At 39.3% G+C, this 16,498-nt stretch carries 10 protein-coding genes and 2 pseudogenes; 5 read left to right on the top strand and 7 right to left on the bottom strand.

The window, feature by feature from the left end:
* Nucleotides 1–132: 132 nt before the first annotated feature.
* Together HGD77_RS15145 and HGD77_RS15140 are read right to left on the bottom strand one after the other, a co-directional pair.
* Nucleotides 133–1,644 carry an aldehyde dehydrogenase family protein gene (locus HGD77_RS15145; protein WP_168730941.1) on the bottom strand — a complete coding sequence of 504 codons (1,512 nt, stop codon included), beginning with the start codon at nucleotides 1,642–1,644 and terminating at the stop codon, nucleotides 133–135.
* 345 nt (nucleotides 1,645–1,989) lie between these two features.
* On the bottom strand, nucleotides 1,990–2,952 hold the full coding sequence (locus tag HGD77_RS15140; RefSeq protein ID WP_168730940.1) for an alpha/beta hydrolase: 963 nt from the start codon (nucleotides 2,950–2,952) through the stop codon (nucleotides 1,990–1,992).
* A gap of 293 nt (nucleotides 2,953–3,245) precedes the next feature.
* Between HGD77_RS15140 and HGD77_RS15135 the strand changes: the two genes are divergently transcribed.
* Entirely contained in the window at nucleotides 3,246–4,946 is a 1,701-nt protein-coding gene (locus tag HGD77_RS15135; protein ID WP_004280930.1) for an NAD-dependent malic enzyme, read from the top strand.
* Between the two features lie 555 nt (nucleotides 4,947–5,501).
* Here HGD77_RS15135 and HGD77_RS15130 read toward each other — a convergent pair.
* From HGD77_RS15130 to HGD77_RS15105, 5 genes and pseudogenes are all read right to left on the bottom strand, one after another.
* Nucleotides 5,502–6,761 (bottom strand): type II toxin-antitoxin system HipA family toxin, encoded by a 1,260-nt coding sequence (locus HGD77_RS15130; RefSeq protein WP_004728771.1) that lies wholly within the window; start codon nucleotides 6,759–6,761, stop codon nucleotides 5,502–5,504.
* 4 nt (nucleotides 6,762–6,765) lie between these two features.
* Entirely contained in the window at nucleotides 6,766–7,068 is a 303-nt protein-coding gene (locus tag HGD77_RS15125) for a helix-turn-helix transcriptional regulator (RefSeq protein ID WP_000364388.1), read from the bottom strand.
* Between the two features lie 599 nt (nucleotides 7,069–7,667).
* Nucleotides 7,668–10,624: pseudogene (locus HGD77_RS15115) on the bottom strand (site-specific integrase).
* Nucleotides 10,621–12,801: a hypothetical protein gene (locus HGD77_RS15110; protein ID WP_005249577.1), complete on the bottom strand. Its 2,181-nt coding sequence runs from the start codon at nucleotides 12,799–12,801 to the stop codon at nucleotides 10,621–10,623. The pseudogene HGD77_RS15115 and the gene HGD77_RS15110 overlap by 4 nt, the downstream one beginning before the upstream one ends.
* Nucleotides 12,798–13,430, bottom strand: coding sequence for a hypothetical protein (locus HGD77_RS15105; protein ID WP_227518639.1), 633 nt, complete (start codon nucleotides 13,428–13,430; stop codon nucleotides 12,798–12,800). The genes HGD77_RS15110 and HGD77_RS15105 overlap by 4 nt, the downstream gene beginning before the upstream one ends.
* Before the next feature lie 146 nt (nucleotides 13,431–13,576).
* Between HGD77_RS15105 and HGD77_RS15100 the strand changes: the two are divergent.
* From HGD77_RS15100 to HGD77_RS15085, 4 genes and pseudogenes are all read left to right on the top strand, one after another.
* A pseudogene (locus HGD77_RS15100) lies at nucleotides 13,577–14,517 on the top strand (IS5 family transposase).
* Nucleotides 14,518–14,685: 168 nt separating this feature from the next.
* Entirely contained in the window at nucleotides 14,686–15,387 is a 702-nt protein-coding gene (locus HGD77_RS15095; protein WP_004282345.1) for an IS1 family transposase, read from the top strand.
* A 121-nt stretch (nucleotides 15,388–15,508) separates the two neighbouring features.
* Nucleotides 15,509–15,955, top strand: coding sequence for a transposase family protein (locus tag HGD77_RS15090; RefSeq protein ID WP_153567213.1), 447 nt, complete (start codon nucleotides 15,509–15,511; stop codon nucleotides 15,953–15,955).
* Nucleotides 15,903–16,373 (top strand): IS5/IS1182 family transposase, encoded by a 471-nt coding sequence (locus HGD77_RS15085; protein WP_017482311.1) that lies wholly within the window; start codon nucleotides 15,903–15,905, stop codon nucleotides 16,371–16,373. Before HGD77_RS15090 ends, HGD77_RS15085 begins: the two co-directional genes overlap by 53 nt.
* The last annotated feature ends 125 nt before the right edge of the window (nucleotides 16,374–16,498 follow it).

The raw sequence follows: 16,498 nt of genomic DNA, 5'->3' as shown, positions 1-16,498 counted from the left end.
TATTTTAATTTATTGTCAGTCATTCAAGGGAATTCTAGACGAACAATGCTGGAAAATTTTACCTAGTATTAAAAATTTTAAAAATATCGAATAAAAAGCGAACCGAAGCTCGCTTTAGATTTACTTTACTTCTTAGAAAAAACCTGCCGGTTTGGTTGAATAGCTCACCAACAGGTTTTTGGTTTGCTGATAGTGATCCAGCATCATTCTGTGATTCTCACGGCCAATACCGGATTTTTTATAGCCACCGAAAGCCGCATGCGCAGGGTAGATATGATAACAGTTGGTCCAGACCCGGCCGGCCTGAATGGCACGGCCAGCACGGTAGGAGGTATGCGCTGAGCGTGACCAGACACCGGCACCGAGTCCGTAAATCGTATCGTTGGCAATCTTGATCGCATCATCAAAGTCTTTAAAGGTAGTCACAGCCAGAACAGGCCCGAAGATTTCTTCCTGGAAGGTCTTCATGTCATTGGTACCTTTAAAGATGGTTGGTTCAATATAGAAACCTTGACCCACTTCCTGACGTGCTTCACCACCGGTCAGGATCTGTGCGCCCTCTGCACGGCCAGTGGCAATACAACCCAGAATCTTGTCCTGCTGCTCCTGCGAAGCCTGCGCCCCGATCATGGTGTCGGTATCTAACGGATGACCAGTCTTAATCCGTTGCACCCGCTCTACTGCACGCGCCAGAAATTCGTCAGCAATACTTTCCTGGATCAGCGCACGCGATGGACAGGTACAGATTTCACCTTGATTCAGGGCAAACATGGCAAAGCCTTCCAGAGCTTTGTCCAGATAGTCGTCTTCCTGATCCATAATGTCAGCAAAGAACAGATTCGGTGATTTACCGCCCAGTTCCAGAGTCACCGGAATAATATTTTCAGTCGCATATTGCATGATCAACTGACCCACTGCGGTTGAACCGGTAAAGGCAATCTTGGCAATGCGTGGATTGGTCGCCAGTGGACGGCCGACTTCGACCCCGTAGCCATTGACGATGTTCAATACGCCCGGCGGTAAAATATCCTGAATCAGTTCAGCCAGCACCAGAATACTGACCGGAGTCTGTTCTGCAGGTTTCAGCACAATGCAGTTGCCTGCAGCCAATGCTGGTGCCAGTTTCCATGCGGTCATTAGAATCGGGAAGTTCCAGGGAATGATTTGTCCGACTACACCAAGCGGTTCATGAAAATGGTAGGCGATGGTATCTTCATCAATTTCGGAAATGCCGCCTTCCTGGGCACGGATACAGCCGGCAAAATAACGGAAATGGTCGATCGCCAGTGGAATATCTGCAGCCAGCGTTTCACGGACCGGTTTGCCATTGTCCCAGGTTTCTGCCACAGCCAACATTTCCAGATTTTGTTCCAGACGGTCGGCAATTTTCAACAGAATATTGGAGCGGGTGGTCGGCGATGCTCTGTTCCATTGTTCTTTGGCTTTGTGCGCTGCATCCAGGGCCAATTCAATGTCTTCTACAGAAGAACGCGGAACCTTGGTAAAGACTTTGCCATCTACCGGAGAGATGTTGTCAAAGTATTCACCTTTGACCGGAGTGACCCATTCGCCGCCAATGAAATTATCGTATTGTGCTTTAAATTGAATTTTTGAACCGTCAGTATTGGGGTCTGCATAACGCATAATCTATTCCTTTATATGATTGTTAGTGGTGCAGGCTGCGCGCATGTTGCCGATCAAAAAATATAGGCGCTTCTGCATTCAGCTCTACTATAAAGAGGGAAAAAGACGGACGGTTGTTTGTTTACAGGCTTGCTACAAAAGACAATATTTGGAGACAAGTAGTAGAAAAATAAAAGTTACAAATTTTAAATTCTTAAATTTAAAAACAAGGGTTTATTATATTTATAAAACATCGAAAGATTGGCATATTTTCAATGTGCTTAATTACATTCCAACCTAATAAGGATTCAAAAGAAGCCAAGCAGGAGAAATGAGGGTAAATTTCATTTCTCCTTCCACGTTTATCTAAAGCCCTTTGTCATGCAGCCATTGAAACAGTTGCTGATAAACCTGCTTACGCACAGATTGCTCTGAAAGTACCAGATCATGTAAACCGTTCTGGATACTTTGAACCGTGACATCGCCTTTAATTTTTTTGGCATATTTCTGAATGTCTTTAATGCCTAAAATTACATCGCTGCTCTGTGCGGCTTTGCCCCATTTTTTAGGGTATAAGGTCTGATGCGAATGCATGATGAGTACCGGAACATCGAGCTGAACACCGCGATGAATTTCTTTCTGTGCCTCATGAATGGCACGAATAAAACTGATCCGAACCATCGGGTAGCGGGTCTTTTTCCAGTCCAGACTAAAGTCCCATTCGCCTTTTAAATCCTTATGAAGGCTGGTGGCATACCACTTGTTCAGCTCGCTTGGAAATTTAAGATTGGGAAAAATTTTAGCCAGTCTGCTCAATTGCGGGATGCCGAGCGCGCGCTTGATCGGATTCATGTTGAAGTCATAAAACGGACTGTTGACCCAAAGCGCTTTGATTAAAGGATGCTGCGGATGATGTGCCGCATACAAGGTTGTGGTCAGGCCGCCGGTAGAATGACCACAGAGCAGGGCAGCATCGTGGCCCTCAGCTGCTATAATGTCGAGGGCTTGGGTAATTTCTGCATCATATTCAGCCAGGTCATACACGTTATAATATTTTTGATGTGGCAGAATCGAACGTCCGTACTTTCTTAAATCCAGCGCATAAAAATCAAAACCATGCTGATTAAAGCGCTCTGCCATTTCGGTCTGAAAAAAATAATCGATAAAGCCGTGAATATATAAAACTGCTTTTTTTGTGGGTTGGGCTGCTTTTTTACGGATCAGGGTTGCTACGACTTTACCCTCATAATCATCAGGAAAGTTTAAGGTCGCTTGCTCATAGTCTGTCCCCAAAATATCGGGCTGATAAAGCGGTTGCAGTTCACTCATTTTTATACTCGTTGGTCTTATTAAATTTATGCTTTATCCTTGATGAGCTGAGGTTTTTTGTCAAACAGATCTTGCTACCGATTTAAATTAAAAATACGAATAGGGATTAATTTTAGAAACCGTCCAAAACCTAGGCTGAAAATGAGTGTTATCAGATTATAAAATCCTGCTACAAGTATTATAAATTTGCTAAATGACCTAACAGCTTAAAATCAGGCTAAGCTATATAAAATAAACAAAGTGATGTGACTATTTTGGCAGAACTGCCGAAGATTGATTAGATGAGTTAAATAATGCCCAGAGAAAATTTGAACAGTAAACGCCCTTTATATATTCCTTATGCTGGAAATACTCTGCTAGAACTCCCACTACTCAATAAAGGCTCTGCATTTTCTGAAGAAGAGCGTAGAAGCTTTAACTTGCATGGCTTGATTCCTCATGTCACCGAGACGATTGAAGAACAAAGTCAGCGTTCTTATCAGCAGTATTGTGCTTTTAGCAGTGATATTAACAAGCATATTTATTTGCGGAATATTCAGGATACCAATGAGACCCTGTTTTACCATCTGATTGAAAATCACCTCAGTGAGATGATGCCGATTATCTATACCCCGACTGTGGGTGAGGCATGTCAGCGCTTTTCTGATATTTATCGCCGTCATCGTGGGATCTTTATTTCCTATCCTGACCGTGATCAGATCGACCAGATTATTCACAATATCAATAAAAAGAACGTGAAAGTGATTGTGATTACAGATGGTGAGCGCATTTTGGGTCTTGGAGATCAAGGCATCGGTGGTATGGGGATTCCCATTGGAAAACTGGCACTCTACACCGCATGTGGCGGGATCAGTCCGGCCTATACCTTACCGATTACTCTTGATGTCGGTACCAATAATCAGCAGTTGTTAAATGACCCGATTTATATGGGCTGGCGTGAACCACGAATCAGCGGCGATGAATACTATGCTTTTGTCGAGACGGTGATTCGGGCGATTCAACAGCGCTGGCCAGATGCCTTAATTCAGTTTGAAGACTTTGCACAGAAAAATGCCATGCCTTTGCTGGAAAAATATCGTGATCGAATCTGTTGTTTTAATGATGATATTCAGGGCACCGCAGCAGTGTCTGTCGGCAGCCTGATTGCTGCTTCGCGTGCAGCAGGTAAACAGCTCAAAGATCAGGTGGTTACTTTCCTGGGTGCTGGTTCAGCTGGTTGCGGGATTGCAGAACAGATCATTAAGCAAATGGTTGCTGAGGGTTTAAGTGATGCTGAAGCGCGTGCACGCGTGTTTATGGTCGACCGCTTTGGTCTGATCACAGAAAATCAGCCGAATTTACTGGACTTCCAGCGCAAACTGGCACAGCCTCTTGAAAATGTAGAAAGCTGGGCAGATGCTGAGAGCATGATTTCTCTGCTAGATGTAGTTAAGCGTGCCAAACCGACGGTACTGATAGGCGTATCTGGACAGCCAGGTCTATTCACTCAGGAAGTGATTGAAGCCATGGCTGAAAACAGTGTGCAACCGATTATTTTCCCTTTATCCAATCCGACTTCCCGCGTAGAAGCTGTTCCGGCAGATATCTTGCAATGGACCAAGGGCAAAGCGTTGATTGCGACGGGTAGCCCATTTGCACCAGTGAATTATCAGGGGCAGATTCATCATATTTCACAATGCAATAACTCTTATATCTTTCCGGGCATTGGTTTGGGTGTAGTTGCTTCAGGTGCAAAACGTGTCACGGATAATATGCTCATGGCCTCGAGTAATGCCTTGGCGGACTGTTCTCCGAAACTGAAAGATCCTCAGGCAGATTTATTGCCAAATCTGGATTGTTTACAGTCGATTTCGAAGCAGATTGCCTTAAAAGTGGCGCTTGCTGCGATTGAAGATGGGGTAGCACCGAAAGTCAGTGTAGAAGAATTGCAGTTGGCTATTGAACGTAATTTCTGGACACCGCAATACCGTAACTATCAGCGAATTACCTTTTAATTATATTGGAAATGGACTCTGTATTGTGGCTAGTGGTTTGCTAGCTTGAGTTTATCTGATGCGTTGGTGAAATATAAAAAGCCCTGATCTTTTGATGAGGGCTTTTTATATTGTCGTAGGGGTGGCATGGTCACATCTTGGTTATAAAATCAGAAAGTACATTAAGAATTTTTTATTGAGTGAAATAAAAATGAAAGAATCATTTAAAGAAAATAACATCAGCATAAAAAAAGCCCCGATCTTTTGATCAGGGCTTTTTTAGAATCTGGAGCGGGAAAGGAGACTCGAACTCCCGACCCCAACCTTGGCAAGGTCACCGAGATTTATGCCATTAAATGATGTTAACTATAAGTATATGATTTAATTGATTGTGTGTAGTTTTTAGTGGGTTGAAATTTTTAGCAATTTAGATCATTTAAGGGTATTTTGGTCACTTCATATTGGAAATTTTAGTCTATAAAAGTCACCTGTATTTTGGTGCGAATTTTCATGAGAAACAACAACATTATATAATTTAATATAATGATTATTGATCCTCATGAAATTTTTTTATATTCAATTCAATAAATGAATATTATGCTCAATCCTATTTTGGATCATCTGGAGAGTCTCTGTTTGAATTTGTCCAGGTAATAGATCATGAGCGATATTGCTGAATCGGATTGCAACCTTACAAATCGAGCCAATAATTTCATCGACTTCTTGGGCAGAAAGTTCCGCTTCCTGAGTACCAAGTTTTACAAGAGCTTGTCGAGGAATATCCAGTGCCTCACCCATGATATCCATTTGATGATATCCACCTGGCCCCTCACAGAAAGTAACATCATAAGCAGGGGAGAGTTTCCATTGCCCATTTTGGGACATCAGAAATGAAAAGTTTTTGCAATGATCATCTCGATTATTGAAGACTACATTGAAAACAGCTCGCTTGAATGCAATTGCTTTTTCGCGAACATCATTGGTGCAAAAGTGTGCAGCGCGAAGAAAGTTACTGTAGTCTAAACTCCCTGGTGATTTAAAATCAGCTCCGGTGAAGGCCGCTAAACTTTGCATAGGGATACGCATGCCATCGTGGCGGTCAAATCTCTTTGATGCAAATGCGGTTAATCCATTCGGAAGAGTAAAATATTGAGTGTCAGGGGTATCAATATGACAATGACGCAAACATTCTGCATAAACAGCTTCAATTGCACAAACTTCAGGATGCTCTTGCTGAGCGGGAAATTTGATCAGCCAAGCTTCATGTTGATGTGAGCTAACTGTTGAGAATTCGTTGGTGACAGGATCACGATAGACGAGTGCTTTTGGCCTTGCACCTTGTGGAGATCCACCCATAATTAATAAATGCTGTAAAAATTCTGCACCTTCTCCTTTGAGAACTTGCTGAACTTCTTGAGCGAGTTTAATCAGTGGAATATTTTCAGTTAATGCTAACTCAGGTGCTGAAGGTTCAAAGGATAATGCCCCCATTGCATGTGTATTAATATACGTGAGTCGTTCTAATGGCCCAATCCGTGCTGGATTGAGTCCATTTTTTTTAAATAAGCGATCCATAAGAAGCATGCCCCAACCATCGGGTAGGGCATCATATATAGGACCTGGCAATCCCATTTGATGTGTAGGAAAGTTCGTTCTTAATGAGTCACCTTTTAATGGAAGTAGGTAAGAGGAAAGTTCTAAACCTTTACTGATCGCTTCTGCACTGTATTCAAAGGCAATTAATGGCCGACCTGTGATTGCGGTTGAGGAGACCAGTGTACCCCAAAGCCAATATTCACCCCATCCATTGTAGTAAACATTAAGTTTTTTGAGCATGGACTTATTTCCTTTTGATACGTTGGCGAGCCGTATTGCTCTCATAGCGGAGAATGTCATTTACACTGTTTAAATGAGGTTTGAAGAGTTCCTCTAATTCTTTTAATCGGCCCAATACCATGGCAACGCGTACTAAATTTTCAAATGAAACATTTCGACCGGCTTCCAGATTAGATACTGTATTCACACTAATACCAGCACGTGTAGCGACGTCTGCCTGAGTCATTTCCAGATAAAGTCGTTCTTTGCGAAGCCTTTCACATAATAACGTGACAACCTCTTCAGGCTTTTTGAATTTTAAATCCATAATATTGGGCCTTATATCTATATATATCTATTAAAACACAAAATAATGGATTTATAGAAATAAACCATTTGATGTAAGGAGGGTGCTTAATTGGCCTGATTAGATCTAATTAGACTAAAAAAGTCTAATTAGACATTTACAATTTAATAGAGTCTAACAACCTGCTTTAAGCTTAATCAGTTTCGCCTGATGTCGCGAGGAACCAGTATTTGCTATCAGGTTAATCTGGAATATTTGGCACAAGTGGTTTGGAGCAATGAGGTTGGGCAGGGTTTTATCTTTTCTGATAACTTATTGGGTACCGATTCACAACTTATTCATCATATTCTGGAAATATTTCTTCAATTTCATTGTGCTGCGGCAATTTATGCTTTTTATTCACTTCGAATTGTAAACTAATACTGCAAATTCTTGTTTAAATGATCATTAAATTTTGTGCTAACTTGGACAGACATTATTTGGCTAGTGGGACAAACAGTTATTGCTCTTTAAGATGATTAATTTTACCACTCACGCTTGGAAGTCTATATTAAATCATTACAGGAATGACTGGTAAACCACGAATAAGAATGCGTGGCAAACTTATCCAATAATTTGCATTAAAGATGAGAAACTATCATCAGATACATCAGTAACTTGAATACCCCAAGTGCTTTTGCATCTTTATCCTTGAAGCAGAACTTAATTCGCCTTTCATTTTCAGTCAGGCTGAAGTTTTCTGCCCGTAATGTTAAATCCTGTAATGTCTTTTTGAGCTCTGTTTTGCTCTGCTGAGAGAGTTCTAAATGAAGATATTTTTTGGGAAATAAGCTATGAATAAAAGAAAGAAGTTTCTTCAGTTGCCGTTTTTCATTGAGTTCAAAAATTAACTGGGCTGAATTGGGCTGAGCTTTTTCAAGATAAATTGAGTAGATTGTATGAAGCTGTTTTTTGTATTTACTTTGTACATTTGCATAACGCTCCTGAACATGTTGAATGACCTTTTTTTCCTCCTGATTGGTTGGCAACATGGTGACCAATGCATTCGGAGTTTTCCTTAAAAAATCTGTGGTAAATAACCTCGATGATTTTTTTTGGTTTACACAGGAGGTTTTCAAATGCTGGGCTTTAGCACGTAATTTTTGCGCGATTTGCAAAGGAATAGTTTCAGGTAACATAAGGTCTTGTTCTTTTTCTACTGCAAGAATGTGATGCAATAATTCAAAAGTCATCTCTGAGTCATGAGCTCCTAGCATCAGTGAATCAGGCGATTTCTGTTGACCTAGTTGAAATTGATGATCATGTTGCCTGTAACGGTCTTTAGTGAGTTGATGAAATAAAAACTGTTTGATCGCCCGCTGCTGAACAGGATATTTAATGGCATCATCATGTTTCAGAATGTTAAAATAGGCTTCTTTAGGAAGCGGGCTGTGCATTTGATTCAGCTGGTAGCTAATTGCTAGATGCATTAAATGCAGATAGCTTGAACAGGTCGTGTCAGGGGTTAGGTGCCCGGCAAAATGAGAAAGTGCATACCAGGTTTGCTGAGTATTTCTGTTTCGCAACAATGCATAACGGATACGTAATTGCTCATGTGGGCTATAGTCAGTAAATGCATCTGAAAGTGTTGAGTTTTTTAAAATCAGGTAAAGATGATTAAATGCAGAATGGCGCAGACTATGGTAAGTAAAATTGTGTTCTCCAAAAACTGGCTGGATCAATTGTTTCAATAGGGAATTCACTTCATTTTCATGAGTTTCTTCTAAGGACTGTTTTAAAAACAGCGGGTGTGCAACTGATTTTCCTTGTTCTTTTAGCAGACGTTTTCTATTCTGACTGTATGTTTTAAATGCATGTAATTCGTCGGCTTTAAGTAGATGATGCAGGGGAATCTTGCGGTAAGCTGAGTAGCTTTTTTGATTTTTATTGCGATTGTTGCGAATGGTGAGTATCACAGCATCTTCACTAATAAATAGATCACGTACGAAGATATTCAATGTTTCATTGATCCGTAGTCCGACTCTGAATCCTAGAATAAAAATCAGTTTAAATATATTTTTATCCTGAATCGAAATATCTTGAGTATTTTCGAGCTGCTCTAGCATGTGGTGAAAAATATGGGGCGAGATCAATGCGGTTCTGCAGATTTTTACCTGGATTAAATTATCTAGATCGATAGTGGGTGCGTTAAAGAATAAGGTCTGTTTGTGATGAAACTCCTGTAGACGTTTTTGTAAAGTCGCTCTAGTTGTTTCTTTCTTTAATAAAAGCATTTCTCCATACAGATCTTCAAAATCAGCATCTGAAAATGATGAAATATCTTTGTCTTGCGTTGCCTGCAGCCAATGGACTGCAAACTGTGAAAACATGGTCTTCAGAGAACTTTGCTTGAGCGGCTGAAAATCTGCACGTATAAGCTTGCGCTTAAATCGTTGCTGCTGCTGAATAATATGATTGAGAAGGTCCAGTTGAGGTTCCGTTAATTTTGAGCGTAGAATGCTCCACAGCAGCAAACGTTCCAAGGCTGAAGATTGTTCTCTGGCATATAATTCTATGAGTTGATCGCTATAGTTTTTTGCACGAATAGCTTGACGTATTTCTACTAAAATATCGGCAACATCTAATGCAATAGTGACTTTAGACTGGTCTTGAGGGTTTTCATAAACTTCCTGAATCGTATGGGTAGGCGTGGGTTCAGGCTGAATAAAATAAGCTGCTAATTGTTTTTCGAGAGGACTGGAACTGTAAATTTCATTTTTTAAGATACAAATGGACATTTGATCCAGTCCACTGTTTTTAGGAACTGTGTGTAGTAAAAACCATATTTTAACAGGTCTTTATAACGTACCTTTTCCTCAGGAAAGCATTCGATGATGCAAGTGTTGATCACTTGTTCTGCATCATCAATATCTGAAAATAAATCAAATTTTTGATGTTTTAGTCTGTAGATCCAGCATTTCACAATATCGTTTAACACAAACGTTTTTGTATAGCTCACTGAAAAATTCAGGTTATTTATACGCTGATTACCGAAATGCCGGTTCGGGATCTCAAGTGAAACAATATGATTTAGGTTTGAAAAGCTTTGAAATTTCTTTGTTTTTAAAATGATTTTTAAAAACTTTTGTAGTTCGTTCTCATTATAAATGCCATTAAATAATATTGTGCTGATCAAACAAAAAGCGAGGGATTGAGTTGGACTGAAGTCATTATGTTCTGTCCAGTGAGCAATCAAATTTTTGGCAAATTGAGTCACCCTTTTACCATGTTTTAAAGTCTCAATATTTTGTTGGGGTGGGGGGCTTTCATGACGAACAGGTGTTGCAGGAATAGGGTAGTTTTGATTTGATAAACGATTAAAACGCTTGATATATTTCGCGAATTCTAAGCGTGCCATTTTATGACTACGAGTATTAGATTTGTACTTTTCCAAAAGTTGATTATCGACTTGTCTATATACATCGGAATAGTTTTCAGGTGTAAGCTCTAGGCATTTCTCACTAAATAATTTAAGAAGAAATTCCTTATTTTTTATAAGTTTTTTTTGTCGTTTTAGGGAGTGTGGATGTCTGCTCATTTAATCATGATCCCGTTGAATGTCGACATACTTTTAAGCTCTAATATTTCAATTAGCTTATCTTGTGCTGTTCTGATTTGATCGTAATCAGTCGCCTGAAAAGCTGAATAGCGGTCAAACAGTCCCTGCATTGCTTCGTCATGACCAAAGATGCCTTTAACTACATCTTCATTGCAGTCTTGTGCAAAAAAATAACGAGCAAAGTGGCGGGTCCAATTGCGCTGAAGGGCTATTTCTGTACAGTATTTTTGAATATCAGAAAGTTCTAAATTTCGGATATATCCTTGTGGATCGTAAAATAATAGAAAGGGGCGTTCACCCTCGAAGACCTCATGGATTGCTTGTACTTGTTCATTGGACAGATAGGCTTTTGTGAGGTAGAGAAAGTGTTTTAAATATTTTAGGTAATGCTGTATTTCATCACGAAGATAATCGTTAAACGGTAGATATCGTCCAATGGTGCCCGAATAACGCTGCTCTTTATCTGCAACAGCCATCAATTGATTGTCGAGGTCAATATAATCTAGATTGGGCGGGAAGGACTCACTTGGTCGTGCTGACGTTATCAGCATGCAAATATGCCATAGCCAGATTGAATAATATTTTAAAGTCTCAAAAGGATTCGGATGTTCCCTCACTCGTTGGTCAAGCTGGTGAAAAAATGATTTAACAAATGGTAGATTAGGTGTCTGCTGACTACCAAAAGAATGCGGGTTACTGAATTCTTCAAGATATTCAGTTTCCAGCTGAGGAACAGTCAAAGTTAGAATTTGAGTATAAATATTAATAATATCCACGATTTGTGTTGAAGAGTAATGGCATGGAATATAGTGCTGAACACTTTCTCCATTAAGCAATTTGCTTTCCAGTTCATACTCAAGTTCATTCAATGCAATATCACTGAGTAAGCGCGGAAGATTTTGTGTTGTTAACTGGAAGGTCAGCCCTTTATTAATTTTTTGTAAATACTCCTGTATCTTGGAATCAATCTCAACACCATCCATTTTTTTCAACTGACTTAGATTTTCCAGATAATATTGAGGCAGAGGAATCGTAAAAGAATTCACGGTATTCAACCGATGTTTTCTTAAAACAAAATCCTTGAATTTAGAGACTTCAAAGCTTTGCTTAAAGAAACATTTTTGGGGTTGCAGTGATACTTCTTTGTTTTTTGTACTGACTCGTAAATTTTTTTGAAATACCGGCAGATCTTTATAATGAGTAAGACTGAGGACTGAAAATAAAAGCAGGGTATGAATTGGAGAATTTTCTGCCTGTTCTAATAAAATTTGCATAATGTACTGTGCGGTAGGCAAATCGAAGACCCGAGGATTCGGCTTGCTCATTAGCTCATTCTTGTTTTGATGCAGAATTTGATTTTTGAGATTATTGATCTGAGCTGTGATAGAACATTGCTCTAGTGAGTTAAATTCAAAATTATGATCTTCAACTTTTTCTATAGTTTTATCTTCGCGTGGTTGTTTAGCTGTACCTTGTTCAAAATGAGTCTGATACGTTTGTTCATCATCGAGAGATATTCTTGATATCTTTTGAACATCAGTTTGAGGAGCTTCTTTGGCACCTGAACTGCTTTGGCGATTTCGTTTTAAACGTTCAGACTGAGTAAAGACATATTGATAGATGACACGTAGATTTGCCAGCTGGCCAATTTGTTTTTCATCTAAATTTGGTGTGGAGCGGTTAAGTAACTCTCTATTCTCTGTTTCAGCTTTATTTAAAAACTTAAGAAGATCCTCCAACTCAATAGGGAGAGGTGGTAATAAGTTATAAAGCCAATGGTATTCCTGTTTTTTGCTGGCTAAACGAAAACGTCTACAGAGGTTAGCTACAGTGGCTGCATGTTCTTTGCTATCAAGCAATTCAATACATCGAGTATTAAAAATGGCCCATTTCAGGGCATTAGCTTGATATGCTGAAGGCGTATTAATGACTGCAATAAGATAATGAACGAGAGGATATTCACTGATTGATTGTTCTACAAGTTTTTGATTTATAATATTGTTAAGTTCAATAATTTTAGTAGGTTTAATGAACTCATTGAGTTTGATAGAATCCTGATAATTTTCCAGCTTTGCTTCTGCTAGTGTTTGATAGAATTCTCGAAACGGCTCAAGCTTTAATTCTTGAGTATCTTCTAAGTAACTATATCCGTTCATGATGATATTCCAGCCAGAATTTTTTCTAATGAAAGTGGACCAGCATAATTTGAAATAGGACTTACTGGACTTTTGGATTTAGACAGCCCTGATAATTCTCGTAGATGATTGATAGTTAGAACTTCCTGACCGAAAACTTCCTGAAGATGTGCGGCTAAGTATTGTTCATTTAGCCAATGTGCGATGATATCTAAGCCATGAATTGAGTGATGTAATCCGGAACATAGTAATGCCTTTACTTCGCTTAAAGCCATGATAGTGAATTCGTAGGAATTATTTTTTTCATAAGCTCTAAACGTAAATTCAGTTTTATACTTATTGTAAAAATAAGCATAGATCCAGCTGAAATGACTACTAAAAAAATAGTGATCAGCTTTGTCTGTTGTCAGAAGAGGAATTTCGATATTCTGTTTAAAAGTTAAATTCAAGTGATAGTTTTGCTGTTTCTCATTAAGCTGAAAAAATAGAGCAATCCAGATTTGGTAGGCATGCATACATTTTGGATAACACATTAATTGTAAGTTTTTTGAAGATACACGATGACTTTTAATAGCTTTTTTTTTATAGACATATGCTGATGTCTCCCCATATTTATGCCAAGTGGCTGAAAAATAAGCTATAATATTCACGTATTTTTTATAGGAGAGTCAAGGGTTGCGCACCCTATATTGTGTTATTAAATTGTAAATTTCACTATATATAGTGTTTTTAATCTTTTTAGGGCTTTGTTGCACAAACCTATCTGTAAAGGCTTTTTCAGCGATATAATTTTCAAATGAAGAAGCCTACACACAAAATCTACCGCACAACCAATTGGCCCGCATATAACCGAGCACTCATGAGTCGCGGAAATATTGCCATTTGGTTTGATCCTGCTACGCAATGGTATGCGCCATCAAAAGGCAAACAAGGGCGAAATCAAATCTACTCCGACGCAGCTATCCAATGCTGCTTAATGATTAAATCCTTATTCCGTCTGTCTTTACGTATGGTTACTGGCTTTGTGCAAAGTCTGATTAAACTTTGCGGATGAGCAGCCCCGAATATCAGTGATATTCTTACACCACGCTTTGTAGAAGACAAAAGCATATTGATATTGTAATCAGCTACCAAAAAAGTAGCGATGGGCTGCATCTACTCATGGACTCTACAGGGATGAAGTTTCTAGGTGAGGGCGAATGGAAACGCAAGAAACATGGACCTGAATATCGTCGCCAATGGCGTAAACTACATATTGGTATAGATGCCAAAACCCTACAAATACGCGCTATTCAGCTCACAACCAATAATGTCAGTGATTCACAGGTGCTTGGTGATTTACTTAATCAGATTCCACAAGATGAGCGGATTGATTCTGTTTATACCGATGGAGCTTATGACACCAAGCAATGCCGTCAGGTCATTGCAGATCGGCAAGCGCATGCGGTGATTCCACCTAGAAAAAATGCGAAACCATGGAAAGATACAAAGAGTAGCTCGCTAGAGCGAAACGAATGACTTCGAACAGTTACACGTTTAGGCAGGACACTCTGGAAAAAATGGTCAGGCTATCATCGGCGAAGTTTGGTTGAAACTAAGATGCATTGCATCAAATTATTAGGAGATAAGCTCAGTGCAAGGAGTTTTGATAGCCAAGTGAATGAGATCCATGCACGTGTAGCCGTCCTTAACAGATTTACGGAATTAGGTCGACCACTTACCCAAGTTACGCCTTAAATTTGGCTCAATTAGGGGCGCTTTGCATTTCAAATCTTTGTGCAACAAAGCCACCTTAATAACGGATTTGTTTAACGCCAGCATACTTTTTGAAACACCACCCAACTTGGGGTGGTGTTTCAAAAAGTATACTGAAAAAAACAATATGGCTTTTGATAAAATAGAGGTATGAAAATAACGCTACAAATCAAATGTCCTACCTGTCTAAGTAACAATATAAAGAGAAATGGCATCAAAGTAGATGGGAAACAAAACCATCAATGCAAAGATTGCAAACGTCAGTTTATTGGTGATCATGCATTAAGCTATCAAGGATGTAACTCAGGTATTACCGGCAAGATATTACATTTAATGGTCAGAGGAAGCGGTGTAAGAGATATTGCTGAAGTCGAGCGTATCAGCATTGGCAAGGTATTACGAACCTTAAGTGAATCGATCTATCAGATTCAGCCTAAACAAAGCCACTACGAATGTCTTGAAGTCGATGAACTTTGGACTTTTGTAGGGAATAAGAAAAATAAACAATGGCTTATTTATGCCTACCATCGAGAATCTGGAGAAATTGTTGCTTATGTTTGGGGTAAGCGGGATTTAGCAACGGTTCAACGTCTTAAAGCTAGACTTAAAAAGCTTGGGGTTCAATATGCTCGAATTGCGAGTGATCATTGGGATAGTTTTATTACAGCATTTCAATGTTGCAAGCAAGTGATCGGTAAGTTTTTTACCGTCGGTATTGAAGGTAACAATTGTAGAATTCGTCATCGAATCAGGCGTGGATTTAGGAGAAGTTGCAACTTTTCTAAAAAGCTCGAAAATCATTTTAAAGCCTTTGATTTGACTTTCTTTTACCTTAATAACGGATTTGTTTAACGCCAGCATACTTTTTGAGACACCACCAGCAATTTTAATTAAGAAATGCGAAATAAAGCACGCAATTGTATATGAGCTGTAACATTAGATCTCTTTCATAAATCAAAAAACGACCTTCTTTTTGGTTAATATTTGCACTCCGGATTTCTTGGCATTCGTGCATAATCTGCGGATGAAATACATCGATTCAAACAAGCTTTCTGATCCTCAGTTCAAGCGATACACAGGCATCTCATGGTCAACTTTCTATTTGATGGTTGAGCAATTGCAGAAGCATGTCTCTGCCAAAGGCAGACCGCCCAAGTTAAGCCTGGAGGATCAGGTTCTGCTCTGTCTGAGCTATTGGCGGGAATACCGAACCTTATTTCACGTTGCGACGAGTTACGGGGTTTCAGAGCCCACAGCCTCAAGAATTGTCCGTCATGTTGAAGACTGCCTGATTCGGTCCAATCTGTTTAATTTACCCAAAGATTTACCCGAGGGCGAAGGCATCGACTGGAATGTTGTGATCGTGGATGCCACGGAAATTCCAATCCAAAGACCTAAAAAAACAGAAGAAAAGCTATAGCGGCAAGAAAAAGACCTATACCTTTAAAGTACAGGCCATGATTCACTACAAAACTCAGCAAATTATGAGTTTATGTACCAGTCGCGGTGCAGTGCATGATTTCGAGTTGTTCAAACGCAATTTAAACCAGATTCCTTTTGGGGCTTTTATCCTTGCAGATAAAGGCTATCAGGGGATTTATGTGTTGTATCCGAATAGCCTGTTGCCATTAAAAGCCAAAAGACACTGTAAATTGGATCCTGAATTGAAAATCTATAATCAAGAAATCAATAAAAGAAGAATCGGAATTGAGCATGTATTTGGCAGCCTGAAAACCTTCAAAATTCTTGCTGAGCGTTATCGAAATAGAGGTAAAAGGCTTGGTTTGAGATTCAATTTAATCGCTGGAATCTACAACTTGGAGCTGAGTAAAAAATGATTTATGAAAGACATCTATTAATATTGTATATTAATTAACTAATCTAGGATGGTTTTTTGTCTGCGCTAAATAAATTTGGTCATGTAAAGCATAAATAATTGATATGGCTAAACTTTCAAATTGAG

Source organism: Acinetobacter sp. NEB149 (genome assembly GCF_012516415.1).
Classification (GTDB): Bacteria; Pseudomonadota; Gammaproteobacteria; order Pseudomonadales; family Moraxellaceae; genus Acinetobacter; species Acinetobacter lwoffii_V.
Note: the sequence above shows the minus strand (reverse complement) of the source record. Positions and strands in the feature narration are given on the sequence as shown.